We start from the raw sequence: 26,151 nt of genomic DNA on the forward strand, positions 1-26,151 counted from the left end.
CGATATCGGCGCTCGCGCCCGAACCAACCGGATTACCACCAAACCTGAGTACTGCCCGGAACAGCCACATATTTACATGCGCGGCGGTCTGTTCGCGAGGGAATCGAATACTTCGTACCACCTCGGGTTTATCCGGCATATCAGGTACGAACGTACTATTCTTTCCCGTGTAGGTCCGCTACCCAGCCGGCATCGGAACAGGTTGTGAAATCTCACTGAGCCTGCTGTGGATTCGCCCGATATCGGGGACGTCCCGTACGTGCGCCACGAGCTCGGGCAAGGCCGCGGCGGCGTGGATGGTCAGTTCCAGATCGGCGTCGTAGAGGACGTCGACCAGGTTCACCAACCGCATCACCCGATCCGGGGCGACCTCGCGCAGGCGTGGCACTCCGGTGAGCGTCCATCGCCGGAAGCGGTGGGCGAGCCGGATATAGTCGGCCGCCGAGGTCGGGGTGCCGCAGATGGCCGCGAAATCGAGGACGATCGAGTCGGCGGTCACTTCCGTGGCGTGGATTCGGCGGGCGCCGACGACGACGATATCCGGAGGCTGTCGCGACTCGGTTCGATCGACCGGGCCGGCAGGAACTCGCGTGACCAGGTAGCGCCCGGCGGCGAAACCCACACGTCGGCCGCCGGACGCTCGGTAGTCCACGAGACCGTCGACGGCGATGACGTCGAGATGCGCGACGATCCGATCGATGGTCGGCACGAACTTGTCGTGGAACAGCGGATTCGGCAGTAACCGCGCGGGCGGATAATTCGAGGTCACGACGAGGACGACGCGACGAGCGAACAGCACGTCGAGCATGCGGGCGATGAGCGTCGCGTCACCGATATCGTGCACGTGGAATTCGTCGAAGCAGACCAGATCGGCGTCCCCGAGCAGTCGGCGCACCGCCTCATCGATCGAACCGGTTTCGTGCGCCGCCGCGTGCAACTGCGCGAAGAACCGATGGAAATGCCAGCGCCGCTTACGATCCGAGGCCACCCCGGCGAAGAACCGGTCCATGAGCATGGTCTTGCCGCGCCCCGGTCTTCCGTGCAGGTAGATCCCCCGACGACGTTTCACCGGCCGCCCCCGCCGGTCGAGCAGCTCCCGCAGCCGCGCCGCCACCCGCCGCTGATCGGCATCGAGTTCGACCACACCGTCTCTCACGGCACCCTCCTTTTCCTCTACAGTTGTAGAGGAAAGCCGACCGTCCCGGCCATCGAAGGTGAGGATGTCCACAACCGACCGCCGCGTCCGCATCGTCGATGCCGCCATCGACCTGATCGCCACCCGCGGCCTCCGCGCACTCACCCACCGCGCTCTCGATACCGCGCTCGAGCTGCCCCCCGGTTCCGCCTCCTACTACTTCCGCACCAAACGGGCGCTGGTCGAGGCCATAGCGGACCGCATCACCACCCGCTCCCGCGAGGATTTCCTCGCCGCGGGACTGCTCGACGCGATCGTCCACATCGATGCGGACGGCGATACTCACCTCGATCCGGACACCATCGCCCACGCCATCGCCCACGCCATCGCACGCTGGCTCGACCACCTGCTCACCGAACGCCGCAACCATCTGGTCGCACGGCACGCGCTGATCGTCGACTTGCTCGGCGAACCGGACCCCCACGATCGACTGGCCCGCGGTCTCTTCTCTGTCGAACGTGCCAGAGACCTCTTCCTATCCATGGGCAGCCCCGATCCGGACCGGACGGCCGCCGATTTCGTCGCGGTGGTCGAGGGCGCGGTATTCGACCGTTTCGCGGGCCTCAGGGCACAGACGCGGCCCGGGACGGCCGAGAGCGTCTCCCAATTGACCGCGCTGCTGGCGGCATTCCTCCACGGCGTCGCATACCTCGCCCGACCGAACCGCGCCGCCGAGGCGTGCACACCCGACCGGGCAGTCCGCTCACACCCCGCAAAAGGATCTCACCGACCCGGCTCGCCCCAGCCGAGTACGGAGTAGGGCGCTCCGGTACCTATCGGCGCAGTAGCTCGAGTCGGTGCTGAATCCGATCGGCATCGTTCTGTGCCTTATCTCTGCGACTGCGAATCCTTTCGACGACCTCGGTGGGAGCCTTCGACAAGAAGCTGTCGTTGCCCAGTTTCCGCGCGGCGCTTTCCAGCTCTTTCCGTGCCGCCGCGAGGTCCTTCTCCAGGCGGCGGCATTCGGCGTCGACGTCGATGGCCTGCGACAGATCGAGGCTGATTCGTGCCAGGCCGATCGGCAAAGTCGCGGTCGGGCTGAACCCGTCGGCGGCGGGTTCGAGCCGCGCCAACTGCCGGATCGCCGATTCTTGTGCGACCAGGACGGTAGACAGCTCGAGTTCAGCGGGCACCGGCTGACTGGCTGGCACACCTTGTTCGGAGCGGAACCGGCGGACCTCGGTCACGAGATATCGCAGTTCGGCTATTTCGGCCTCGGCGGCAGGGTCGCGGTAGCCGGTGTCGGTCGGCCATGCCGCGATCACGATGGATTCCTGACCGGTGAGGGTGGTCCACAATTTCTCGGTGACGAACGGGACGACCGGGTGCAGCAGCCTCAGCAGGGTGTCGAGGACGTGTCCGAGCACGCGGCGGGACGCGTCTGCCGTGTCACCGCCTGCGGCATAGATCGCCTTGGACAGTTCGACGTACCAATTGAAGACTTCGTCCCACGCGAAGTGATAAAGCCCGTCGGCCAGTTTGGCGAACTGATAGTCGTCGAAAAGGGTGTCCACTTCGGCCACAACGGTGTTCAGCCGCGAGAGGATCCACCGGTCGACCGCTGACAGGGCATCGGGGGCTGGGAGCGGGCCGGTGGTGGTCGCACCGTTGATGAGCGCGAAGCGGGTGGCGTTCCATACCTTGGTGGTGAAATTACGGGCGGCTCCGACCGATTCCTCGGCGATCGGCGCGTCGGCTCCGGGGTTGGCCGCGCGAGCGAGAGCGAAACGCAACGCGTCGGTCCCGTAAGCGTCCATCCATTCGATCGGATCGATGACGTTGCCGAAGCTCTTGCTCATCTTCTTGCCGTGCTTGTCACGGACCATGCCGTGTAACGCGATCGTCTGGAATGGTGGTCGGCCAGTGGCATACAGCCCGAACATCATCATTCGAGCGATCCAGAAGAACAGCAGATCGTAGCCGGTGAACAACACGGTGTTGGGGTAGAACTTGGCGAGGCTGTCGGTCTGCTCAGGCCAGCCCAAGGTGGAGAACGGCCATAGCGCCGCGGAGAACCACGTATCGAGAACATCGGGGTCCCGCACCCAGTCCTCGGGTGCGGTCTCGTCCGGCCCGAGGCACATCACTTCGCCTGCGGGGCCATACCAGATCGGGATGCGATGCCCCCACCACAGCTGTCGGGAGATGTTCCAATCGCGCAGATTGTCCACCCAGTCGAAGTAGCGGCCTGCCAGCTCGGGCGGATGGATGCCGACCCGCCCGGCTCGGACGGCATCGCCCGCGGCCTGCGCCAGCGGGGCGACCTTGACCCACCACTGCATCGACAGGCGTGGCTCGATCGTCGTGCCGCAACGTGAGCAGTGCCCAACCGCATGCGCATAGGGACGTTTCTCGGCGACGATGCGTCCGTCGGCCCGCAGCGCGGCGACGACGGCGCTGCGCGCTTCGAGCCGATCCAACCCCTGGAATGGGCCGACCGCGGTGATGATGGCTCGTTCGTCCATCACCGTGATCGAGGGCAGGCAGTGGCGTTGGCCGATCTCGAAATCGTTCGGGTCGTGGGCCGGGGTGACTTTCACCGCCCCACTGCCGAACTCCGGGTCCACGTGGTCGTCGGCGACCACCGGGATACGACGACCGGTCAACGGCAGCGTGATCTCGCGACCGACCAGGTGGCGGTAGCGATCGTCGTCGGGATGTACGGCGACGGCGGTATCGCCGAGCATGGTCTCCGCGCGGGTGGTCGCGACCACGATCGAATCCTCGCCGTCACCGTAGCGGAGCGACACGAGTTCGCCGTCGAGCTCTCTGTGGTCGACCTCGATATCGGAAATCGCCGTCGCGCAGCGAGGGCACCAATTGATGATGCGTTCCGCGCGATAGATCAGATCGTCGTCGTACAGGCGTTGGAAGATCGTCCGGACCGCACGCGAGAGCCCCTCGTCCATGGTGAAACGTTCACGATCCCAGTCGACGCCGTCACCGAGCCGACGCATCTGATCGGAGATCGCGCCACCAAACTGGTCCTTCCACTGCCAGACCCGCTGCTCGAACGCTTCGCGGCCGAGGTCGTGACGTGAAAGGCCCGCTCCGGCGAGTTCACGTTCGACCACGTTCTGGGTTGCGATACCCGCGTGATCCATACCCGGCTGCCATAACGTCTCGAAGCCTTGCATGCGTTTGCGGCGGGTGATCGCGTCGATCTGGGTGTGCTCGTAGGCATGGCCCATATGCAGGCGGCCGGTGACGTTCGGGGGCGGAATGACGACGGTGTAGGCGGGCTTGTCGCTGGTCTCGTCAGCCTTGAAATACCCTCGGTCCATCCACCGTGCGTACAGCTCGTTCTCGAGTTCTACCGGTACGAATGTCGTCGGCAGGGTCACGGGATCGGTACTGTCTCTGCGGTCGGTTCCGGTCACAGTCGCCCAGCATATTGCCGCTCTCCGGCGGCGAGGTCGACATGACCGCGCGAGACTCCGGGTGTCACCGGCTCCGTTCGCCCCAGCCGAGTTCGGAGTACGGCGCGCCGGTGCTGTGCGCGCGGATACCCTCCAGCGAGTAGGCGATGATGTCGTCGGGCAGGGCCGCGAGCGAGAACCATCGCAACTCATAGCATTTATCCGGTTCGCGGTTGACCGGATCACCGCTCCAGCGCCGGATTTCGAAGAAGAGGCCGAGTCGGGCTGGCCGGTGCGCGTCCACCACGTGCGAGACGTGGATCAGGCGCAGCTCCGCCGGGTGGAGGGTGACGCCGACCTCCTCCATGGCTTCGCGGGCAGCGGCCACCGTCGCGGACTCCCCGGATTCGAGTTTGCCCGCGGGCAGATGCCAGCGTCCGTCGAATTCGTCGGGACTTCGCCGCTTACTGAGCAGGATCTCGCCGTCACGCAGGAAGAGGACGTGCACGTCCACCAGGTGCTGAGCGGTCATCGAACTCCTTCGGGCGGCGCGGCGGTGCCGATTCAACGTACGCCGCGCCCACGGCCCCGTCCCCGCGTGCGACGAATTCGAAAAGACTCCGACGGGTGTCGATATCGGTCCTTCTCCTTCGACGTGATGGGTGAGAGGGTCGAGAAACGGCCCACGACGAAGGAGCGAAACGATGAAATACATGCTGATCTTGCGCTCGACCGACGAGGCGCTCGAAGCGGCGAAGGACATCCCGTTCGAGCAGATCATCGAGGCCATGGGCAAGTACAACGAGGAACTGATGAAGGCCGGTGTTCTCCTGGCCGGAGAGGGACTGTCCGGGCCGGAGGAAGGTTTCGTCGTCGATTTCGCCGCCGATCCGCCGCTCGTCACCGACGGCCCCTATGGCGAGACCACCGAACTGTTCGGCGGCTTCTGGATCCTCGAGGTGGCGTCCAAGGAAGAAGCGGCCGAATGGGCCAGGCGCGTGCCGCTGGGACCGGGCTCCAAGATCGAGGTGCGCCGGGTCACCGGGCCCGAGGACTTCCCGCAGGACAACGAATGGATCCAGAAGGAAGCCGGGTGGCGCGAACAACTCGACGCGCGCAACTCCTAGGACATCGGGGATCTGTGCCATGAACGACGCCGCGGCGCAGCGCGACCGGATGGATTCGGTACGGCGCTCCGTCGCGGCCGTCTGGCGCATCGAATCGGCAAGGATCATCGCGACAATGACCAGGACGGTCGGCGATTTCGGTGTCGCCGAGGATCTCGCGCAGGAAGCCCTTGTCGACGCGCTCGCGCAGTGGCCGCAGACCGGGATTCCGAAGAATCCGGGGGCGTGGCTGACGACGGTCGCCAAGCGCAAGGCCGTCGACCGGTGGCGGCGCGATGAACGCTATGCCCAGCGACTGGCCGAGGTCGCCAGGCAACTCGCGATCGAGGACGTGCGCGGGCCGGACGCCGATCCGCCGTGGGACCCCGACCGCATCGATGACGATGTGCTTGGCCTGGTCTTCATCGCCTGCCATCCGGTGCTCGCGCGAGAAGCGCAGGTAGCGCGGCCAGTCGCGGCGATACCTGGATGCGCCCCCGACTCCTGCTCGCCCGCCTGGGCCGCCGCGACGAGGCGCGCGCCGAATTCGAGGCGGCGGCGATCGCCGTGATGTCCTGATCGCCGCCCAGCCTCACATCAGCCGATCCAGACGCGGACAGGTACCGCACTACGGCGCTAGCGACCTTGCACCAGCGCCATTTTCGCCAGCCGCGTCCGTTGTGGGGAGCGGATCACGTCACGTTGCTCCTCTCCGACGCGCAGTGACCGGCCCGCTCAGCCTGCGCTGAGCACCAGGCCCGAGGTCGGCACGCCGGTGCCAGCGGTGACCAGCACATTGCGCACCGAATCCACCTGGTTCACCGAGGTGCCGCGAATCTGGCGAACCGCTTCGGCGATGCCGTTCATGCCGTGGATATACGCCTCGCCGAGTTGTCCGCCGTGGGTGTTCAACGGGAGTCTGCCGCCGAGTTCGATGGCGCCGTCGGCGATGAAATCCTTGGCCTCGCCGCGACCGCAGAAACCCAGCTCCTCGAGTTGCATGAGGACGAACGGGGTGAAGTGGTCGTAGAGGATGGCGGCCTGCATGTCATCGGGTCGCAGCCCGCTCTGGGACCAGAGTTGGTCACCGACCAGGCCCATTTCCGGCAGGCCGGTGAGGGCGTCGCGGTAGTAGCTGGTCATGACGTACTGGTCGGCGCCACTGCCCTGTGCGGCGGCGGCGATGACAGCGGGACGCTGCGGCAGATCCTCGGCCCGCTCCACGCTGGTCACGACGATGGCGACGCCGCCGTCGGACTCCTGGCAGCAGTCGAGCAGATGCAGCGGCTCGGCGATCCAGCGGGAGTTCTGGTGGTCTTCCAGCGTGATCGGTTTGCCGTAGAAGAAGGCGTCCGGATTCACCGCCGCGTGTTTGCGATCGGCGACCGCGATGCGCCCGAAATCCTCGCTGGTCGCGCCGTAGACGTGCATGTAGCGTCGCGCGACCATGGCGACCTGCGCGGCCGGGGTGCCGAGGCCGTGCGGATAGGACCAGCCCGCGTCGATCCCCGAGGAGGTGGGCGCGGCGGCGAGCGCGGTGGAGAACTGCCCGAAACGGGATACCGAACGCTCATTGAAGGCGCGGTAGGCCACGACGACGTCGGCGACTCCGGTCGCTACCGCCATCGCCGCCTGCTGCACGGTGGCGCAGGCCGCGCCGCCGCCGTATCCGATGTGGGAGAAGAACTTCAGCCGCGGGATACCGACGGCGCGGGCGACCGCGGCCTGGGTATTGGTATCCATCGTGAAGGTGGTCAGGCCGTCGACATCGGCGGGGGTGAGTCCCGCGTCGGCCAGCGCCGCGGTGACCGCCTCGGCGGCCAGGCGCAATTCGCTGCGGCCGGAATCCTTGGAGAAATCGGTGGCGCCGATACCGACGACAGCCGCGCGCCCCGACAGGGGGTTGTGCCCACTCACGCCGACCACTCCGATCGGCCACCGCGCGAGGTTCCGCGATTATTTCTCACCCTGACCTCCGAGGAACGCGATGACGGCTTTCGCCGTGATGTGGTCGCCGAGGCTGTCGCGCCCGATGACCTCGATATGGATATCCTCGCCGTCGAGCGCGGTCACGGTGCCCGCCATGGTCAGCGTGTCACCGGCGTACAGCGGCACCCCGAGGCGCAGCGCGATGGATTTCACGATCGCGCGCGGACCGGCCCAATCGGTGACGAAGCGCTGTACCAGTCCGGTATCGGTGAGGATGTTGACGAAAATGTCCTTGGATCCGCGCGCGACCGCCTTGTCGCGGTCGTGGTGCACATCCTGGAAATCCCGCGTCGCCAGGGCCGTGCTGATCACGAAGGTGGGATCGGCGTGGATCACCAACTCCGGCAGCACCGCGCCGACGTGGATATCCGGTTCGCAGACCTCTATCACTCGTTCACCTTCCAGAACGGCAGCGTGGCATCGTCGTCCAGCGCCTCGAAATCCACCCGCACCGGCAGGCCGATCTTGACCTCGGCCGGGTCGATGCCCCGCAATTCACCCAGCATCCGCACCCCTTCCTCCAGTTCGACCAGCGCGACGACGAACGGCAGTCCGCGGCCGGGCACCTTCGGCGCGTGATGCACGACGTAACTGAAGACGGTGCCCCGCCCCGAGGCGACCAGGTAATCGGTCGACTCGGATTTGTCCTTCCACAGCGCGGGAATCGGCGGATGACGCAGCGAGCCGTCGGGCAGTCGCTGTATCCGCAACTCACCCGCTTTCGCGCCCTCCCAGAAGAATTCGGTGTCCAAGGAGACCAGCGGCTTGACCCGCTCACCCGCGGGTTGTCGCGGTTTCGCGGTGCCAGGTGCGAATTTCAGTATGCGGAAGAGCATTTCGGTGACGGTCTCGTCGCCGACGTACCACTTCGTCCGGAAGGTCAGGAACCATCCGTCGCCGAGTCCGGTCCGCTTGGGTCCGACGATGCTGTCCAGCTGGCTGGTGACCGTCACCTGCTCCCCCGGCACCAGGTACCGGTGATAGATCTGCTCGCAATTGGTGCCGACCACCGAGGTGAATCCGGCGTCATCGAGCAGCGCGGTCGCCGCGCCCATCGGATCATCGGCGGGGCGAACTCCGTTGAGCCCGAACATGGTCCACACCTGGGCCATGGCGGGCGGTGCGACGATGCCTGGATGTCCGGCGTCGCGGGCGGCCTGCTCGTCGACGTAGATGGGGTTGGTGTCGCCGATGGCCTCCACCCAGTTGTTGATCATCGGCTGATTCACCGGATCGCGGGCCAGGCGCGGGGCGCATTCGCCCGCCGCCATGATCGCCTCGGCGGCGGCGGTGATCTCTTCCGGTGCTGTCGTGTCCGGCACGCGAGTCTCCTTCTCTCTATCGGGGTACACGCGGCAGTTTCAGCCCGGCGGAGGCGACGAGTTCGCGCATCACCTCGTTGACGCCCCCGCCGAAGGTCACGACCAGGTTCTGTTTGGTGCGACGGTCCAGCCAGGTCAGCAATGCCGCGGTATCCGGATCGGCCGGATCGCCGTAGCCGCCGACGATCTCCTCGGCGAGCCTGCCCGCTTCCTGCAACGATTCGGTGGAGTAGACCTTGGTGGCCGAGGCGTCGGCGATGACACCCATGGGGTCGTCGGACTTACTGTCTGCGGTGGCCGCGACCTGCCAGTTCAGCAGTTCGTTGAGCCGGACCATGGCGTGCATCCGGCCCAGCGAACGCTGGACATCCGGTTTGCCGAGCACACCGCGCGGCGCGGCCCAATTGCGCACGCGGTCGTAGATCTGTTCGATCTTGCCGGAAGGGCCGAGTCCGACCCGCTCGTGGTTGAGCTGGGTGGTGATCAGCTGCCATCCCCGGTTCTCTTGTCCGACAAGCATATTCGCGGGAACTCGGACACTGTCGAAATAGGTGGCATTGGTGTGGTGCGCGCCGTCGCAGGTGATGATCGGGGTCCACGAGTAGCCGGGATCGGTGGTGTCGACGATCAGGATCGTGATACCGCGATGGCGGGATTCCACCGTTCCGGTGCGGCAGGCCAGCCAGATGAAATCGGCCTCGTGCGCACCCGTGGTGAAGATCTTCTGTCCGTTGACGATCCAGTCGCCGGAGTCGTCGCGCACCGCGCTGGTGCGCAGGGCCGCCAGGTCGGTGCCCGCCTCGGGTTCGGAGTAGCCGATCGCGAAATGGATGTCACCGGACAGGATTCCCGGCAGGAATTTCCGCTTCTGCTCGTCGGTGCCGTAGGTCTGCAGGGTCGGGCCGACGGTCAGCAGCGTGACCAGGGGCAACGGCACATCGGCGCGCACCGCCTCGTTGTAGAAGATCTGCTGTTCGACCGCGCCGAAACCCTGGCCGCCGTACTCCTTGGGCCAGCCGACGCCGAGCCTGCCGTCGGCCCCCATGCGGCGCACCACGGCGCGATAGGCGTCGCCGTGCCGGTTGACCTGCATCTCGGCCTCCTCTTCCGGAGTGACGAGATCGGCGAAATACGAACGCAGTTCCGCGCGCAGCGCGCGTTGCTCGGTGGTCAGGTCGATGAACATCTGGCCCCCAATCGGTCGAGTCGGAACGACGCGCCGCCGAGCCAGCGGGCGATGTCCTTGGCCTGTGAGAAATAGCGGTGCATCGGATGCGTCACGTCGACGCCGATACCGCCGTGCAGGTGATGACATTTCTGCATGGCGGCGGGCAATTCGGAGGCAACGGTATAGGCCAGCACGTCCAGATCGTCGTCGATCCGCTCCTGATGCTCCGGCGTGGCGTCATCCTGGGACAACGCCCAGTTCGCCGACACCGCGGCGGCGTGCAGGGTGCGCGAGACGACGTACAGATCGGCGATCTGCTGGGCCACCGCCTGGAATTCGGCCAGCGGCCGGTTGAACTGGCGACGGGTCCGCAGATGTTCGGCGGTGAGGACGAGCGCCCCCTTCAGCAATCCGTCGGCGACAGCACCGATGGAGGCGACGGCGATGCGGTGCAATTCGGCGAGCCCGACCGGCAGCAACTGCCGCGCCGGTATCCGCACCCCGTCCAGCCGCACCCCGGCCTCCGGCATACCGCCGGAGGTGGGTGTCGGCGTGATGGTCAGTCCCTCGGCGCCCGCGTCGACGAGGGCGAGTCCGGCATCGGTCGGAATCACCAGCCAGCGGGCCTGCTCGGCATAGGGCACCGAGATCTTGTATCCGGTGACGCGCACCGCGTCACCGTCGACGACCGCGGTGGTCGCGGGTTCGGCGACGAAAGGAGCTCCGGGCTCGCTCAGTGCCACGGTGAGGATCGCGCCCGCGGCGACCTCGGGAAACACCTGCTCGGCGACGCTGTCCGGCAGCCAGGCCACCAGTGGCGGCAATGCGAGACCGACTGTCGGCAGGGCGGGTACGGCCACCGCGTCGGTGGCCAATTCGGTCAACATGACCGAGATCTCGGGCAGGCCCATGCCGTCGCCGCCGAAACGTTCCGGCAGGGCCACCGACAGCAGACCGCTGTCGACCAGAATCGGCCACAGCTCGAAATCGCGCGCCGGCTCACGCTCGAGCACGCTGACGACGACCTCGGCCACGGCGTCCTGGCCCTCGTCCCTGGTGAAGTCCACGCTGTATCTCCCAGTTCCCTCGTCGACTAACCGCTCGCGTCGCGAGGCAGGCCGAGAACCCGTTCACCGGCCACGGTGAGCAGGATCTGTTCGGTGCCACCCGCGATCGACAGACAGCGAGTGAGCAGGAATTCCTTGACGACGTCCGACTCCTGCGCCCCGGCCGGGCCCGCGGTGGTCGCGGCGAATTCCGCCACGTCCTGCCGGTGGCGCACACCCACCAGTTTGCGCACACTGCTGAGCGCGGTCGGGTCGCCGCCGGACAACATCTCGATCACCGCGCGCTGTTCGATCAGCAGCCCGGAAATGGCCTGGGCGATGAGTGCGCCGAGGCGGTCGGCGATCAGTTCCGCACCGGGTCCCGATGCGGGCAGTTTCGCGATCAACTCCTCCAGCGCCGGACCGATGCCGTTGCCGCCCATCGCGACCCGCTCCGCGGACAGGGTCGACCTGGAGATCTTCCAGCCGTTGTTCACCTCGCCGACCAGGCCGTCGTCGGGGACGAATACGTCATCGAGGAAGACCTCGCTGAAGCGGGCTTCACCGGTGATCTGCACCAACGGGCGCACATCGAGCCCGGCGCTGCGCATATCAACCAGGAAATAGCTGATCCCGCGATGTTTCGGCGCGGCGGGGTCGGTGCGGGCCAGGCAGAGACCCCAGTTGGCCCGGTCGCCCAACGACGTCCACACCTTCTGGCCGTTGAGCACCCAGCCGCCGTCCACCTTCTTGGCGGTGGTGCGCAATGCGGCCAGATCCGATCCGGCGCCCGGCTCGCTGAACAGCTGGCACCAGACCACCTCTTCGCGCAGGGTCGGCCAGACGAAGCGGTCGATCTGCTCCTCGGTGCCGTGCTGGAGCAGGGTCGGCACGGCCCAGCCGCCGATGGCGAGGTTGGGGACCTGCAAACCCTGGCGGCGCAGTTCTTCCGAAATCACCAGTGCGGTCATCGGATTCGCGCCACGCCCGTAGGGGGGCGGCCAGTGCGGCATGGTGAGACCGGCGTCGACGAGGGCGCAGGCGCGCTCGTCGGAGGGCAGCGCGGCGATGGCGGCGACTTCGGCGGCCAGATCCCCCGCCCCGTCGACCTCGACACCGTCGGCGGCGAATACCCGGTCGGCTCCCGTGGTGCGGCGCTGCCCCGCCCTGGTCAGCTCGGTCACCCTGGCCCGCCATCGGTCGGCTCCGCCGAGCAACTGGCGCAGCGCCGTCGCCCGGCGCAGGTAGAAGTGCGCGTCGTGCTCCCAGGTGAAGCCGATGCCGCCGAGTACCTGGATACAGTCCTTGGCGGTCTCCACCGCGGCGTCGAGCGCCACCGCCGCGGCGATGGCGGCGGCGATCGGAAGTTCCGCGCCGCCCTCGTCGACGGCCGCCGCGGCGTCGGCGGCGACCGCGCGGATCAGTTCGGTGCGGCACAGCATCCACGCGCAGATATGTTTGACCGCCTGGAACGAGCCGATTTTGCGGCCGAATTGCTCACGGACCTTCGCGTATTCGACGGCCGTCTCCAGGCACCAGCCCGCCAGCCCCGACAATTCCGCGGCGACGAGGACCACGAGGAGGTCTTCGGCGGCGTGCGGCGCGGCGAAGATACGCGACGCGGGAACCGTGACACCGTCGCAGTGCACGCGCGCCAGTGGCGTACTCGGGTCGGCCGAAGGCAGTTCCTCGATGCGCAGACCGGGCGCGTCCGGGGCGATCAGCGCATAGCGCGGACCGTCCGGAGTGCGGATCGACAGCAGCACCGATGTGCCCTCGGCCGCGCCGAGCACCAACTCCCAGACACCCGCGAGCAACACGTTCTCGCTTGCGGCCGGTACGCTGACCCCCGATTCGACAATGAAGTCGAGCGCGATACCGCAGGGCATATCCTCGTCGATCGCGCCCGCGGTGATCAGATTCGCTACCGCCGTGGACAGCACGGGTCCGCCGACCAGATCGTGCGCGGCCTGCTCGACCAGCACCGCGAGGTCGGAAACCGAGCCGCCCGCGCCGCCAGCGTCCTCGGCGACGGCGACGCGGAAGATCCCGAGATCGGCCAGTGCGCGCCAGTACGCGTGCCAGAACGGTTTTCCGTCCCGATCGGCCCGCGTGGGGTCTCCCGCGCTGGTAGCGGCCCGCATTGTTGCAATCGGCCGCACCGATCCGGCCCATCCGCGCATCGACTCCTGGACGGCTTTATGCTCGTCAGTGGTGGCGATGGTCACACTCCGTACCGCCTTTCCGGCGTGACGCCCACACCTAGAACATGTTCTAATATCAAGGCTGGGCGGAAGTCAAGAGAGGGACTTCCCCACCCGGCAACGCCGCGCATGCCAGCCGACGAGACGACGCCAGGAAAGGACTCTCACCACATGCCAAGTCCATCCCGATCGCAGCCCGCCGATTCGAGCCCTTCGGCGCCCGCGAACGGCGCGGAGGCGGTAACACGGCGCGAGAGCGGAACCACCAAGGAGCGGCGCGGGTCGAATAACGCCCGGCCAACCGCGACGGTCACCACGCTGAGCGAGGACGAACTGAGTTCGGCCTCGCAGCGGGAACGACGCAAGCGAATTCTGGACGCGACGCTTGCGCTGGCCTCCAAAGGCGGTTACGACGCGGTGCAGATGCGCGCGGTGGCCGAACGCGCGGATGTCGCCGTCGGCACCCTCTACCGCTATTTCCCTTCCAAAGTGCATCTGCTGGTTTCGGCGCTGTCGCGGGAATTCGAGCAGATCGAGGGCAAACGCAAACCGCTTGCCGGGCAGACGCCGCGCGAACGCATGCACCTGCTGCTCACCCAGATCACCCGGATGATGCAGCGCGATCCGCTGCTCACCGAAGCCATGACCAGAGCCTTCATGTTCGCCGACGCCTCCGCCGCGGCCGAAGTCGATCGAGTCGGCAAAGTGATGGACCGGGTCTTCGCCCGCGCCATGAACGACGGTGAACCCACCGAACGGCAACTCGCGATCGCACGGGTGATAAGCGACGTGTGGCTTTCGAACCTGGTGGCATGGCTCACTCGCCGCGCATCGGCCACGGACGTGACCGACCGCCTGGAACTGACCGTGGATCTGCTCCTCGGCGACAGCGCCCTGAAATAGCTGAAGGCTTTCGCGGGCACATCATCGCCGATCAGGTAGCCCGGCCGACGCACATCCGCGCGCCGACCGGGCTACCGTTGTATATATGCCGCGCTTGCCCGCGGTCGCCGAACCGGCACCGAACCTTGATGTACGGCAAAGCGACTCACCCCCGGCACCTGAGCCGAGGCGTCACCGCGCCTCGGCGAGCACACCTGTGATCGTCTCGCGACACGAGGAGCTCCGGTGCGCCGAAAGGTTACCGGCCGGTTACCTGCATGTTAACTGGGCGAACCCGGTTCGGGCGAGCGTATTCGTGCGCACGCGAACCGGCGCGCTGCGGTGCGATGAATTCAACACAGTATTGTTCTGCCCGCCCAGAAATAAAACTCCTCCGATCACTAGGTTGGATGCGTGAGCGCACAGGATCTGCCAAAGGAACTTCGCCGTGCATTGTCGACGGTCGCGCGCGAGCCACGGCTCTTGGTCGCATCGGATTACGATGGGACATTAGCGCCCATCGTGTCCGACCCGACCAAGGCGTATCCCCACCGGGAATCGGTGAGCGCGTTACGCGCCCTCGCCGGTCTCACCGGAACCACCGCCGCCGTGATCTCCGGCCGCGCGTTGCGGGATCTCGCCGCACTTTCCCGTCTCCCGGTGGAAGTACAACTGATCGGTAGCCACGGCTCCGAATTCGACGTCGGCTTCGTACACGCGATCGATAACGACGCCAAACACCTTCTGCAGGAGGTGCAGACCGCGCTGACGCAGATCGCCGAGGCGAATCCCGGCGTCGCGGTGGAGATCAAACCGGCCAGCATCGCGCTGCATGTGCGCAACGCCAGTCCCGAGATCGGACTACGCGCGGTGAAATCCGCCCGCCAGGGTCCGGCCTGCTGGGTCGGTGTCCAGGTGACCGAGGGTAAGGCGGTCATCGAACTGGCGGTCATCCCGACCGATAAGGGCACCGCGCTCGACACCATCCGGCATCAGGAGGGTGCGACCGCTGCGGTGTTCTTCGGCGACGACGTCACCGACGAAAAGGCGTTCCGTGTACTTTCCGGCCCCGATCTCGGCATCAAGGTCGGCGCGGGTGACAGCCTCGCGAAATTCCGGGTGGACAGCACCGAAGCGGTGTCGTGGGCGCTGGCCTACCTGCTGGAAGAACGGCGCACCTGGCTGGCGGGCGCGAGCGCGCCCCGCATCGAACGGCTGACCATGCTGTCGAGCCCGCGTTCGGTGGCGCTGCTCACCCCCGACGCGACGGTCACCTGGTTCTGCCATCCCGAACCCGATTCGGCCGCGGTCTTCGCGCATCTGCTCGGCGGTCCACAGGCCGGGCATTTCACCATCGCGCCGGAGCGGCCGGGCCTGCCGCTGTCCCAGCGCTATGTCGACGGCACCATGACCGTCGAAACCCGTTGGGCGAGTTTGGGGGTCATCGACTACCTGCCGCATGACGTGGCCTCGAACCGAACCGACCTGACCAGGGTCATCAGCGGCGACGCCAAGGCCGTCGTCACCTTCGCGCCCCGGCCGGAATTCGGCCAGGTGCCGGTGACCATCGAGCGCGAACAGACCGGACTGCGGGTGCTCGGCACCAACGATCCGATGGTGCTGCGCTCCCCCGGCGTCGAATGGGAGATCGAGACCGACGGCACCCACGCGGTCGCGCGTGCCGTCGTCGATCCGTCGAAGGGTTCGATCGTACTGGAATTGCGCTGCGGCACAGAGGATCTCGCGCCAGCCACGAATAGTGAACTGGAACGTCGCCGAGAAGCGGAGAGCTACTGGGCATCCTGGGCCGCCGGACTCGAATTGCCTTCGCTCAAGCCCGATCTCATGAAGCGTTCAGCGCTGACCCTGCGGGGTCTCGTGCACCAGCCATCCGGATCGATCCTGGCCGCGGCGACCACCTCGCTGCCCGAGGACATCGGCGGCGTGCGCAACTGGGATTACCGCTACTGCTGGCTGCGTGACGCCTCGCTCACCGCGCAGGCGCTGGTTTCGCTCGGATCGCTCGCCGAGGCCGACGCCTTCCTCGGCTGGGTGCACCAGGTGCTGGAAACGCTGCCCGGTCCGGAGCGGCTGCACCCGCTGTACACGCTGTACGGCGAGACGCTGCCCCCCGAGGCCGTCATCGATCAGCTGCCCGGTTACGCGGGTTCGCGGCCGGTGCGCGTCGGCAACGCCGCGAATATGCAGGTGCAGCTCGACGTCTTCGGTCCGATCGTCGATCTCATCGCCTCGCTGGCCCACGCCCGCGAGCACAAGGGCGTCACCGAAGCGGCGCAGGTATTGCCCGACGCCGACTGGGAACTGGTGCGCGCCATGGTTTCCGCGGTCCAGCGGCGCTGGACCGAGCCCGACCACGGCATCTGGGAGATCCGCGGGAACCCGCGTCATCACGTGTACTCGAAGGTGATGGGCTGGCTCACGGTCGACCGCGCGCTCACGCTGGCGCAGAAATTCGATCGCGAGATCGATCCGGCCTGGGTGGTGCTTCGCGACACCATCGCCGACGAGGTCAAGACCAAGGGCTGGAACGACGAGGTGCAGTCCTACACCGCCGCCTACGACGGCACCGACCTGGACGCGGCCACCCTGCATATCGGGCTGAGCGGACTGATCGATCCGTCCGATCCGCGTTTCGCCGCGACCGTCGTCGCCACCGAGGCCGAGCTGCGCAGTGGTTCGACGGTCTACCGGTACCACCACGACGACGGCCTGCCAGGCGGCGAGGGCGGATTCCATCTGTGCGCGGCCTGGCTGGTGGAGGCGTATCTGCTGATCGGCAGGCGCTCGGACGCCGAGGCGCTGTTCGCCCAGCTGGTGGATGTCGCGGGACCGACCGGACTGCTCAGCGAGGAGTACGACCCGGTCGCCGAACGGTCGCTCGGTAACCATCCCCAGGCATACAGCCACCTCGGCCTGCTGCGTTGCGCGCAACTTCTCGGCCAACCCGCCGAGGCGCTCGTCTGATCCGAATCCGTCATCGAACGCCGCGTCCGGTCACCTTGTCATCGGACGCGGCGTTCAGCGTTCAGCGGGCTGACGCGCGAATTCGCGGCGTCGGACGCCGGGTGGGCAGGGTTTGGGCGGCGGGTGGGCGGTTCTCGGGTTGCGGTGCCCTGTTAAAGTTAAACGGTAACGATTTCCATTATGATCTAGAGCACTCCGGACCGCGGGGATCAGCCCTTGTCCCCGTCCGGAACGCTCCGCAGATCCACCGCACCAGGAGTCCTCAGCGTGAAGAGTCGATTCGCCCTGAAGTTCGCATGCCTCGCCATGGGGGTGGCGACCGCGGCGATGTCGACCGCGTGCGGCGGCTCGGAGGACTCCGGTAAACCCGAGGTCGTCGCCTCGACCAACGTGTGGGGAGCCGTCGCGGCGGCGATCGCCGGATCAGATGCCGAGGTGACCTCGATCATCTCCGACCCGTCCGCCGATCCCCATTCGCACGAGACCTCCGCGGTGGAGTCGGCGAAGATCAGCGACGCCGAGCTGATCGTCTACAACGGCGGCGGTTATGACGAGTTCATCGACAAGGCGATTCAAGGCAGGGATAAGCGCACCGTCGACGCCTTCGAATCGCGTGCCGACGCCTCCGACGAGAACGAGCACGTCTGGTACGACGTCGCCACCGTTGCCACCGTCGCCGACCGGATCGCCGTGGCACTCGGCGAGATCGATGCCGAACACGCCGCCGGATACGCCGAACGCGCGGCGGGTTTCACCGCCCGGCTGACCGGGATCTCCGCGATCACGGGCAAGATCGCCGCCGAACACCCCGGCACCCCGGTGCTGCAAACCGAACCGCTGGCGCACTACCTGCTGCTCGCGGCGGGCTTCGCGGACCGTACCCCGGCCGAATTCCAGGAAGCGATCGAGCAGGAGACCGACCCCGCGCCCGCGGCTGTCGCCGCCACCCGCGACCTGCTGACCGGCAAACAGGTGCGCGCCCTCGTCTACAACGTGCAGACCCAGGACAAGATCACCCGTGACCTGCGCGATATCGCCAGGGCGAACGGTGTGGCCGTGGTCGAGGTGACCGAAACCCTGCCAGACGGCGTGGATTACATTCAGTGGCAGATCAACAACGCCGAGGCACTCGCCTCCGCACTCGGGGTGAGCGCGCGATGAGCAAGGCAACCATGCTGACCGAACACACCGAGCGGGTGCGGCGACGGACGACGGGCGCCGACGGTGACGCCGCGGTCCGCCTCGAAGCCGCCCGCCTCAGCTTCGGCGACCGCACCCTCTGGCACGACCTGGACCTCGAGGTCGCGCCCGGCGAATTCATCGCCGTCCTCGGCCCCAACGGATCGGGTAAGACCTCGCTGATGAAGGTGCTGCTCGGGCGGCTCGCGCTCAGCTCGGGAAGCGCCTTCATCGCCGGCGCGCCGGCGCGCGCGGGCAATCACGATATCGGATATGTGCCGCAACAGAAGACGATCGATGCGGGTGTACAACTACGCGGCGTCGACCTCGTCGGTCTCGGCGTCGACGGGCACCGCTGGGGTCTGGGGCTGCGCGGGCGCGCCGCACGCAGACGCAAGGTGGCCGCCGCCATCGCCGACGTCGGCGCCGAGTCCTTCGCCCACCACGCGCTGGAATCCCTGTCGGGCGGCGAGCAGCAGCGGCTGCGGGTCGCGCAGGCATTGGTCGGCGATCCCAAGGTGCTGCTGTGCGATGAGCCGCTGCTGAGCCTGGACCTGGCCAATCAACGGCTGGTCTCCGAACTCATCGATCAGCGCCGACGCGCCCACGGCACCGCGGTCCTTTTCGTCACCCACGAGATCAATCCGATTCTGCCCCTGGTGGATCGGGTGTTATACCTCGTCGATGGCAGGTTCCGGATCGGGCGACCGGACGAGGTGATGACCTCCGAGGTGCTCTCCGAGCTGTACGGGACAGAGGTGGACGTGTTGCGGGTACGCGGGCGGCTCGTCGTCGTCGGCACCGGCGACACCATGGACGCGCTCGGCGCGGCGGGCGCGCAACACTGCCACGCCGATCCCGATCCGAGACGGGTGGGCGCGTGATCGACAAACTCTCGGGCGTCTTGTCGAAGATGTTCGATATCGGCACCACCGCCGACCTGCTGTCCTATGACTTCGTCCAGCAGGCGGTGCTCGCCGCGGCGCTGCTCGGACTGCTGTCGGGCGCGATCGGGCCGCTCATCATCAGCAGGCAGATGTCGTTCGCGGTGCACGGCACCAGCGAACTGTCGCTGACCGGCGCTGCCGCCGCGCTGCTCGCCGGTGTCGGCGTCGGGCTCGGCGCGATCGTCGGGTCGGTGATCGCGGCGGTCCTGTTCGGCGCCCTGGGAACCAAAGCGAGGGAACGCGATTCGGTGATCGCGGTGGTGCTGTCCTTCGGCCTCGGCCTGTCCGTGCTGTTCCTGTGGCTCGGGCCCGAACGCGCCGGATCGAAATTCTCGCTGCTGACAGGTCAGGTCGTCAGCGTCGGCTACAGCGGACTCGCGCTGCTGACCACCTGCACCGTCGCGGTGCTCGCGGTGCTCGCCTTCGTCTACCGCCCGCTGCTTTTCGCCAGTACCGACCCGGAAGTCGCGGTGGCACGGGGTGTTCCCGTGCGCGCGCTGTCGATCGTTTTCGCGGTGATGCTCGGCATCACCGCCGCCTTCGGTGTGCAGATCGTCGGCGCGCTGCTCGTTCTCGCGCTGCTGATCACCCCAGCCGCCGCCGCTGCCCAGCTCACCGCGAATCCGGTGCGCGCGACGGTGCTGGCGGTGGTCTTCGCCGAAATCGCCGCCGTCGGCGGAATTCTGCTGTCGCTCGCGCCGGGGGTGCCGGTATCGACCTTCGTCACCACGCTGTCGTTCCTGATCTACCTGATCTGCCGCGTCGTCGGCGCCCGGCGGCGTCGGACGGTAGGCGTGCGCTGAGCGGGCCGCTCACAGTGTGAGCGGTATGGTCACTGCCCGCCCCGGTCGACGGCGGCGAGGAACGGTGTCAATACCGCGAGGTAGGAGGGAATGTCATGGCTCCACAGGCCGTGACCGCGCTCGGGTAGCGTCACGACTTCGACGCCGGCGGCGCGATAGCGGACGGCGGCCGCATCATCGACGACCGAACCCGACCGGCCACCGCGGATGACCAACATCGGGCAGGCGAGCTCATGCAGGCGCTCCCACAGCGACACCTCCTCACTCTCCTCGACAAGGGCTTCGATCGCGTGCAACGGCATGCGTTCGGCGAGTGTGCGGCCGTGGATCCTCATCCGGCACAGTGGCGCGACCGCCGCCGAGGGCAGGCCGACGTGGCGGGCCTGATAATCGTTGATCACCAGCCCGGACACCTGTTCACGCGCGTGCAGCGCGGCACCGATCGCGTAAGGACAGCCCCGCGAATAGCCGATCATGATCGGCCGCCGCAACCCGCACTCGGCCATCACCGCGAGCACATCGTTGTAGTGGTGTTGCCAGGTGTACCCGCTGGCTGGTGCGTCACTGCGGCCACGCCCGCGCACGTCGACAATGACGACACGCCGGTCGCCCAGCGCGTCGAGCTGCCAGGCATACTCGTCGGCCTCCTCGCCGGTGCCTGGCACGACCAGCACCGGCACGCCCGAACCGTCACGCTGATTGTCGCGGGCGTGCAGCCGCACACCGGCGTTGTCGACGTACACCGTCGCCATCGTTCCTCCACGAATGCGGCTCAACCAGGAAGTATTTTGTGTGGCCAACAAAGTTATCGTGCGCGCGACATCAATCGCAGACAAGCGCCGACGGTCGCTTCGGTTGAACTCCCGCCCAGCTCGAAGGGCGTGCGGGTCCGGACAGGAGGCGCCGGTCATTGATGGCAGCCGCCTTCAGTCATAACGTCCCGGTTTCGTATGCTCGACGGCAAACACCGCCGACCGAATGGTGATCACCGATGATCGATTTCACGATTCCCGCCGACCTCGCCGCCGAACGCGACCGCGTGCGGCAGTTCGTCGCCGACAAGATCATCCCGTTCGAGCGCGACCCGCGGCTGACCTCGCACGGCCCCAACGACGAACTCCGCCAGGAACTGGTGGAATTGGCGCGGGCCGAGAAACTGCTGACCGTGCAGGCTCCGGAGGGACTGGGCGGGCGCGGACTGACCCATGTCGAACAGGCGGTCATCTACGAGGCCGCCGGATGGTCCACCCTCGGCCCGGTGGCCATGAACTGCGCCGCCCCGGACGAGGGCAATATGTACCTGCTGTCCAAGATCGCCAACCCGGACCAGGTCGAACGGCACCTGATGCCCGCCATCAACGGCTACCAGCGCACCGTCTTCGCGATGACCGAACCCGACGGCGCTGGCTCCGATCCGAACCAGCTCGCCACCGAGGCCGTCTTCGACGGTGAGAATTTCACCATCAACGGGCGCAAATGGCTCATCACGGGTGCGAACGGCGCCAAGACCTGGATCATCATGGCCCGTGTCGCGCCGAACCCGCACGTCCCCGACGGCCCGACGCTGTTCCTGACCGATGGCGAACAGCCCGGCATCGTCATCGAACGCACCATGAACACCATGGACCGCAACTACGTCGGCGGTCACGGCGTGGTGCGTTTCGAGAACCTCGTGCTGCCCAAGGAGGCGCTGCTCGGCGAAAGCGGCCAGGCACTGCGCTACGCCCAGTTGCGGCTGGCTCCGGCGCGGCTGACCCACTGCATGCGCTGGCTGGGCGCGGCCGAACGCGTGCAGAGCATCGCCGTCGACTACGCCAAGACCCGCACCGCCTTCGGCAAGCCGATCGGCGAGCACGAGGGTGTGTCGTTCATGCTCGCCGATAACGAGATCGCCTTGCACCAGTGCCGACTGACCATTTGGCACGCCTGCTGGCTGATGGACCAGGGCGAGAAGGCCAGGCACGAGAGTTCCATCGCGAAATCGTTCGTCTCCGAGGAACTGTTCAAAGTCGCCGACCGCTGCGTCCAGGTACTCGGCGGCATCGGAATCAGCGACGAGACGGTCGTGGAGATGATCTTCCGCGATATGCGCGCCTTCCGGCTCTACGACGGCCCGACCGAGGTGCACAAGTACGCTATCGGCCGCCAGGTCCTGCGGTGATCGATACGGACGGCGACGTCCGGATCCGGTAGAGCCACAGACGACTCGAATCGCTACGACTACCATGCTGGCATGAATTCGGAACTGCTCGTCGATGTCTCCGCGGGCATCGCCGTGCTCACGCTGAATCGTCCCGCGCAGCAGAACGCGTTCACCCCGGCGATGGCTGCCGAACTGAGCGCGGCGCTGCGACGATGCGATGCCGAGGACGCGATCCGCGTCGTCGTCATCACGGGAACACCGCCCGCTTTCTGCGCGGGCGCGGACCTGTCGCACCGGGTCGGGGAAGTCAGCGCCACCATCGACCCGGCCCCCTGGCAGGTCCGCAAACCGGTGATCGCCGCCGTCAACGGCCACGCGGTCGGGATCGGCCTCGCGTTCGCCCTGCAATGCGATCTGCGTTACGTGGCCCGCGACGCGGTCTACGGCCTCACCCAGGTCCGCCGCGGCGTGGTGGCCGACGGATACGCGCACTGGACGCTGCCCCGGCTGGTCGGCATGGCCAATGCCGCCGACATCATGCTGACCGGGCGCACCTTCGACGGCGAGGAGGCCAAGGCGATGGGCCTGGCCAACAGCTGCCTCAACGCCGCCGAAGTGCTGCCGACCGCGCTGTCGGTGGCACACGACCTGGCGAACGGGTCGGCGCCGCTGCCGGTGGCGCTGTCCAAGCGACTGCTATGGGAAGGTCTGCGGATGAGCCCGACCATGGTCGGACAGCTCGAAACCGACCTCAACGCGCACGCCGCGCACAGCGTCGACGGTAACGAGGCCATGGCGGCGTTCCGCGATCGCAGACAGCCCCATTGGACCGGCAGTATCAGCGCCGAATGGCCCGCCTGGGACAAAGCCGTCGCCGAACGACCGGTACTGGACTGACCGGGGCCGGCTCGACCGCGGTGCTACCTCAAGCGTTGCCGCCCAACACGATCAGAACGAACAGTATCGCGAAGATGATCATCAGAATGGTGCCGACGACACCGAGGACGTATCCCACCAGCACCTGAGCCCGGCCACCGTAGGCGCCGCCGGATTCCTCGATCTGGTCGAGTGCGCGCCTGCCCAGCGCCCACGCCACCGGCCCGAGCGCTCCGCAGCACAGGACGCTGGCGGCGCCGATGAACAACACGGCCTGCGCATTGGGATGCTCGACGGGCTGCCCGATGGGCTGGTTCGGTATCACCACTCACCGAATTCTACGGGGGGCAGGGGGTTTTTGGCAGCGGCTGCGGCGCAGCGTGTTCGGCGGCCCATTCGGCCACCCCACGGGGCCCATTCGGCGACAAGGCCCGTCCAGCCGACCGCGCTATGCGGGCGGCCGGACGAGAATCCAGGCGGCGATCAGGCCGAACGGCGTTGGCGGGCAACCTCGGCCAGCACCACGCCCGCGGCGACGGAAGCGTTCAGCGACTCGACCGGTCCGGCCATCGGAATACTCAAGATGGAATCGCAGGTCTCGCGAACCAGACGGGACAGGCCCTTACCTTCCGAACCGACGACGATCACGGTCGGCTCGCGGCCGTCGAAATCATCGAGCGTGGTGTCGCCGCCCGCGTCCAGACCGATGATCTGATAGCCCTGATTCGCCCAATCCTTCAGCGTGCGAGTCAGATTGGTGGCGCGGGCGACCGGCAGCCTGGCCGCGGCGCCCGCGCTGGTCCGCCAGGCCACCGCGGTGACGCTGGCGCTGCGGCGCGACGGGATGAGCACGCCATGGCCGCCGAAGGCCGCGACCGAACGGATGACCGCGCCGAGATTGCGTGGGTCGGAGATATTGTCCAGCGCGACCAGCAGGGCCGGTTCCGCGGTGCCGCGGACACGGTCGAGCAGGTCGTCCGGATGCGAGTAACGGTACGGCGGCACCTGGAGCGCGACGCCCTGGTGCATTCCGTTGGCGCTCAACCGATCCAGATCGGTGCGGGGCACCTCGAGAATGGAGATGCCCGTATCGGCCGCGAGTTTCACACTCTCGGTCAGCCGATCGTCGTTCTCGGTGCCGACGGCGACGTACAGCGCCGTCGCGGGCACCCCGGCCCGCAGACATTCGACGACCGGGTTGCGACCGAGTACCAACTCGGGCCCGTCATCGTTCTTGCGACCGGCCGGACGCCCCTGGGAGCCGCCACGTTTGCCCGGCTGGTTCGCCGCCGCCTTCGCCTTCGCCGCAGCGCGTTTGGCCGCGGGATGTTTGGTGCGCGCCTCGGCGGGCGGGGTCGCGCCGCGGCCTTCGAGACCGCGCCTGCGCTTACCGCCGGAGCCGACGACAGCACCTTTCTTGGTGCTGCCCTTGCGGACCGCACCTCGTCGCTGCGAATTCCCTGCCATCAGTACGCCTTTCCGCGCGGTGTCGTGCGGGAGCGCCCGCACCCCTTCGGCCCGGTGAGCACGTCGCGGCTCATCGGGCGTCCCGGGGATCGACAAGCGACCATTCCGGTCCGTTGGATGTATCGGTCACTTCGATACCGGCGGTCTGCAACCGGTCCCGCGCCGCATCGGCGCTCGCCCAATCCTTGTCCGCACGCGCCTGCTGGCGGCGGTCGAGTTCGGCGCGCACCAGGACATCGAGGGCATCGAGGGCGACCGAGTCGTCCTTCGCGGTGTACCAGTGCGGATCGAACGGGCACACGCCGAGAATCGCCAGCATGCCCCTGACCTGGCCTGCCAGCTCACGCGCCGCATCGACCGAACCCGATTCCAGCGCCTTGTTGCCCTCGTGCACCACCCGGTGCACCTCGGCGAGCGCGCGCGGCACCGCCAGATCATCGTCCATGGCTTCGGCGAAGGCATCGGTCCATTTGCCGACCGGAATCTCCCCGCCGCGATCGGCCACCCGGTGCAGGAAGGATTCGATGCGCTGATAGGAGGCCGCCGCGTCGTGCAGGGCCTTATCCGAATACTCGAGCATCGAGCGATAGTTCGCGCTGCCCAGATAGAACCGGAGTTCAACGGCGCGAACCTTTTTCAGCACATTCGGCACGGAGAGCACATTGCCGAGCGATTTCGACATCTTCTCCCCGCCCATGGTCACCCAGCCGTTGTGCAGCCAGTAGCGCGCGAAACCGTCGCCGGCCGCCTTGGACTGGGCCACCTCGTTCTCGTGGTGCGGGAAGATCAGATCCATTCCGCCGCAATGGATATCGAATTCGGGGCCGAGGTAGTACTCGGCCATCGCCGAGCATTCCAGATGCCATCCTGGACGTCCAGGCCCCCACGGCGACGGCCAGCTCGGCTCGCCCGGCTTGGCGGCCTTCCACAGCGTGAAGTCACGCGCGTCGCGTTTACCGGCGCCGGCGCTCTCCCCCTGGTGCACATCGTCGAGCCGGTGGCCCGACAGCTTGCCGTAATCCGGGAAGCTCACCACGTCGAAGTAGACATTGCCCTCGGAGGCGTAGGCATGCCCGCGATCGATCAGCCGGTACATCAGATCGATCATCTGCGTGATGTGCCCGGTGGCCCGCGGCTCGGCGGACGGCGGCTGCACACCGAGCAGGTGATAGGCCCGGTCGAAGGCGCGCTCGTAGGTCGCGGCCCACTCCCACCACGGCCTGCCCGCCTCGGCGGCCTTGGTCAGGATCTTGTCTTCGATATCGGTGACATTGCGGATGAACCAGACGTCGTAATCGTGCGCCTGCAACCACCGCCGCAGCACATCGAAAGCGACGCCGCTGCGCACATGGCCGATATGCGGTTCACCCTGAACGGTTGCGCCACACAGGTACACCGAGGCGCGGCCGGGGACCAGCGGCGCGAATTCGCGCTGGGTCCGCGTTTCGGTGTCAAAGAGGCGCAGAGTCACGGCAGTCGA

At 67.1% G+C, this 26,151-nt stretch carries 22 protein-coding genes and 1 pseudogene; 10 read left to right on the top strand and 13 right to left on the bottom strand.

What is annotated here, in order from left to right:
* Positions 1-178: 178 nt before the first annotated feature.
* Complete coding sequence (zapE, locus tag ABZS43_RS05410) at positions 179-1,156, bottom strand: cell division protein ZapE (protein ID WP_355034580.1); 978 nt, start codon at positions 1,154-1,156, stop codon at positions 179-181.
* A gap of 64 nt (positions 1,157-1,220) precedes the next feature.
* Between zapE and ABZS43_RS05415 the strand changes: the two genes are divergently transcribed.
* Positions 1,221-1,955, top strand: coding sequence for a TetR family transcriptional regulator (locus ABZS43_RS05415; protein ID WP_355034581.1), 735 nt, complete (start codon positions 1,221-1,223; stop codon positions 1,953-1,955).
* A 13-nt stretch (positions 1,956-1,968) separates the two neighbouring features.
* Here ABZS43_RS05415 and ABZS43_RS05420 read toward each other — a convergent pair whose 3' ends face one another.
* Positions 1,969-4,575, bottom strand: coding sequence for a valine--tRNA ligase (locus tag ABZS43_RS05420; protein ID WP_355034582.1), 2,607 nt, complete (start codon positions 4,573-4,575; stop codon positions 1,969-1,971).
* Positions 4,576-4,639: 64 nt separating this feature from the next.
* Positions 4,640-5,086: an NUDIX domain-containing protein gene (locus ABZS43_RS05425; RefSeq protein WP_355034583.1), complete on the bottom strand. Its 447-nt coding sequence runs from the start codon at positions 5,084-5,086 to the stop codon at positions 4,640-4,642.
* A gap of 172 nt (positions 5,087-5,258) precedes the next feature.
* Between ABZS43_RS05425 and ABZS43_RS05430 the strand changes: the two genes are divergently transcribed.
* Both ABZS43_RS05430 and ABZS43_RS05435 read left to right on the top strand, forming a co-directional pair.
* A complete protein-coding gene (locus ABZS43_RS05430) occupies positions 5,259-5,681 on the top strand; it encodes a YciI family protein (RefSeq protein WP_355034584.1) in 423 nt (140 codons plus the stop codon).
* A 49-nt stretch (positions 5,682-5,730) separates the two neighbouring features.
* Positions 5,731-6,126, top strand: a pseudogene (locus ABZS43_RS05435) (sigma factor); the annotation flags it as partial.
* Between the two features lie 269 nt (positions 6,127-6,395).
* Here the strand turns inward: ABZS43_RS05435 and ABZS43_RS05440 are convergent.
* The 6 genes from ABZS43_RS05440 to ABZS43_RS05465 form a co-directional block, all read right to left on the bottom strand.
* Positions 6,396-7,577, bottom strand: coding sequence for a lipid-transfer protein (locus tag ABZS43_RS05440; protein WP_355034585.1), 1,182 nt, complete (start codon positions 7,575-7,577; stop codon positions 6,396-6,398).
* A gap of 39 nt (positions 7,578-7,616) precedes the next feature.
* On the bottom strand, positions 7,617-8,039 hold the full coding sequence (locus ABZS43_RS05445; protein WP_355034586.1) for a MaoC family dehydratase: 423 nt from the start codon (positions 8,037-8,039) through the stop codon (positions 7,617-7,619).
* Complete coding sequence (locus tag ABZS43_RS05450; RefSeq protein WP_355034695.1) at positions 8,036-8,920, bottom strand: OB-fold domain-containing protein; 885 nt, start codon at positions 8,918-8,920, stop codon at positions 8,036-8,038. Before ABZS43_RS05450 ends, ABZS43_RS05445 begins: the two co-directional genes overlap by 4 nt.
* 67 nt (positions 8,921-8,987) lie before the next feature.
* Positions 8,988-10,157, bottom strand: coding sequence for an acyl-CoA dehydrogenase family protein (locus ABZS43_RS05455; RefSeq protein WP_355034587.1), 1,170 nt, complete (start codon positions 10,155-10,157; stop codon positions 8,988-8,990).
* Positions 10,142-11,206 carry an acyl-CoA dehydrogenase family protein gene (locus ABZS43_RS05460; protein WP_355034588.1) on the bottom strand — a complete coding sequence of 355 codons (1,065 nt, stop codon included), beginning with the start codon at positions 11,204-11,206 and terminating at the stop codon, positions 10,142-10,144. Before ABZS43_RS05460 ends, ABZS43_RS05455 begins: the two co-directional genes overlap by 16 nt.
* A 26-nt stretch (positions 11,207-11,232) precedes the next feature.
* Positions 11,233-13,413, bottom strand: a complete 2,181-nt coding sequence (locus ABZS43_RS05465) for an acyl-CoA dehydrogenase (RefSeq protein WP_355034589.1) — start codon at positions 13,411-13,413, stop codon at positions 11,233-11,235.
* A gap of 147 nt (positions 13,414-13,560) precedes the next feature.
* Here ABZS43_RS05465 and kstR point away from each other — a divergent pair, with 147 nt between their 5' ends.
* The 5 genes from kstR to ABZS43_RS05490 all read left to right on the top strand — a co-directional run bounded on the left by kstR (position 13,561) and on the right by ABZS43_RS05490 (position 20,185).
* Positions 13,561-14,292: a cholesterol catabolism transcriptional regulator KstR gene (gene kstR, locus ABZS43_RS05470; protein WP_355034590.1), complete on the top strand. Its 732-nt coding sequence runs from the start codon at positions 13,561-13,563 to the stop codon at positions 14,290-14,292.
* Between the two features lie 393 nt (positions 14,293-14,685).
* Positions 14,686-17,256: a trehalose-phosphatase gene (otsB, locus tag ABZS43_RS05475; RefSeq protein ID WP_355034591.1), complete on the top strand. Its 2,571-nt coding sequence runs from the start codon at positions 14,686-14,688 to the stop codon at positions 17,254-17,256.
* A gap of 267 nt (positions 17,257-17,523) precedes the next feature.
* A complete protein-coding gene (locus ABZS43_RS05480) occupies positions 17,524-18,417 on the top strand; it encodes a zinc ABC transporter substrate-binding protein (RefSeq protein ID WP_355034592.1) in 894 nt (297 codons plus the stop codon).
* Positions 18,418-18,428: 11 nt separating this feature from the next.
* The gene (locus ABZS43_RS05485) at positions 18,429-19,319 is read left to right on the top strand and encodes a metal ABC transporter ATP-binding protein (RefSeq protein WP_355034696.1); all 891 of its coding nucleotides are present in this window, start codon (positions 18,429-18,431) and stop codon (positions 19,317-19,319) included.
* A complete protein-coding gene (locus ABZS43_RS05490; RefSeq protein ID WP_355034593.1) occupies positions 19,316-20,185 on the top strand; it encodes a metal ABC transporter permease in 870 nt (289 codons plus the stop codon). Before ABZS43_RS05485 ends, ABZS43_RS05490 begins: the two co-directional genes overlap by 4 nt.
* 29 nt (positions 20,186-20,214) lie before the next feature.
* On the opposite strand, the gene ABZS43_RS05495 is transcribed toward ABZS43_RS05490, so the two are convergent.
* Positions 20,215-21,096 (bottom strand): alpha/beta hydrolase, encoded by an 882-nt coding sequence (locus tag ABZS43_RS05495; RefSeq protein WP_355034594.1) that lies wholly within the window; start codon positions 21,094-21,096, stop codon positions 20,215-20,217.
* A gap of 80 nt (positions 21,097-21,176) precedes the next feature.
* Here ABZS43_RS05495 and ABZS43_RS05500 point away from each other — a divergent pair, with 80 nt between their 5' ends.
* Both ABZS43_RS05500 and ABZS43_RS05505 read left to right on the top strand, forming a co-directional pair.
* Positions 21,177-22,346: an acyl-CoA dehydrogenase family protein gene (locus ABZS43_RS05500; protein WP_355034595.1), complete on the top strand. Its 1,170-nt coding sequence runs from the start codon at positions 21,177-21,179 to the stop codon at positions 22,344-22,346.
* Between the two features lie 72 nt (positions 22,347-22,418).
* Positions 22,419-23,225, top strand: coding sequence for an enoyl-CoA hydratase-related protein (locus tag ABZS43_RS05505; protein ID WP_355034596.1), 807 nt, complete (start codon positions 22,419-22,421; stop codon positions 23,223-23,225).
* Positions 23,226-23,253: 28 nt separating this feature from the next.
* On the opposite strand, the gene ABZS43_RS05510 is transcribed toward ABZS43_RS05505, so the two are convergent.
* The 3 genes from ABZS43_RS05510 to cysS all read right to left on the bottom strand — a co-directional run bounded on the left by ABZS43_RS05510 (position 23,254) and on the right by cysS (position 26,142).
* A complete protein-coding gene (locus tag ABZS43_RS05510; RefSeq protein ID WP_355034597.1) occupies positions 23,254-23,532 on the bottom strand; it encodes a DUF4190 domain-containing protein in 279 nt (92 codons plus the stop codon).
* A 155-nt stretch (positions 23,533-23,687) separates the two neighbouring features.
* On the bottom strand, positions 23,688-24,671 hold the full coding sequence (rlmB, locus tag ABZS43_RS05515) for a 23S rRNA (guanosine(2251)-2'-O)-methyltransferase RlmB (RefSeq protein ID WP_355034598.1): 984 nt from the start codon (positions 24,669-24,671) through the stop codon (positions 23,688-23,690).
* 70 nt (positions 24,672-24,741) lie between these two features.
* Positions 24,742-26,142: a cysteine--tRNA ligase gene (cysS, locus tag ABZS43_RS05520; protein WP_355034599.1), complete on the bottom strand. Its 1,401-nt coding sequence runs from the start codon at positions 26,140-26,142 to the stop codon at positions 24,742-24,744.
* Positions 26,143-26,151 lie beyond the last annotated feature (9 nt).

It is taken from the genome of Nocardia sp. NPDC005366, assembly GCF_040606855.1.
Lineage (GTDB): Bacteria > Actinomycetota > Actinomycetes > Mycobacteriales > Mycobacteriaceae > Nocardia.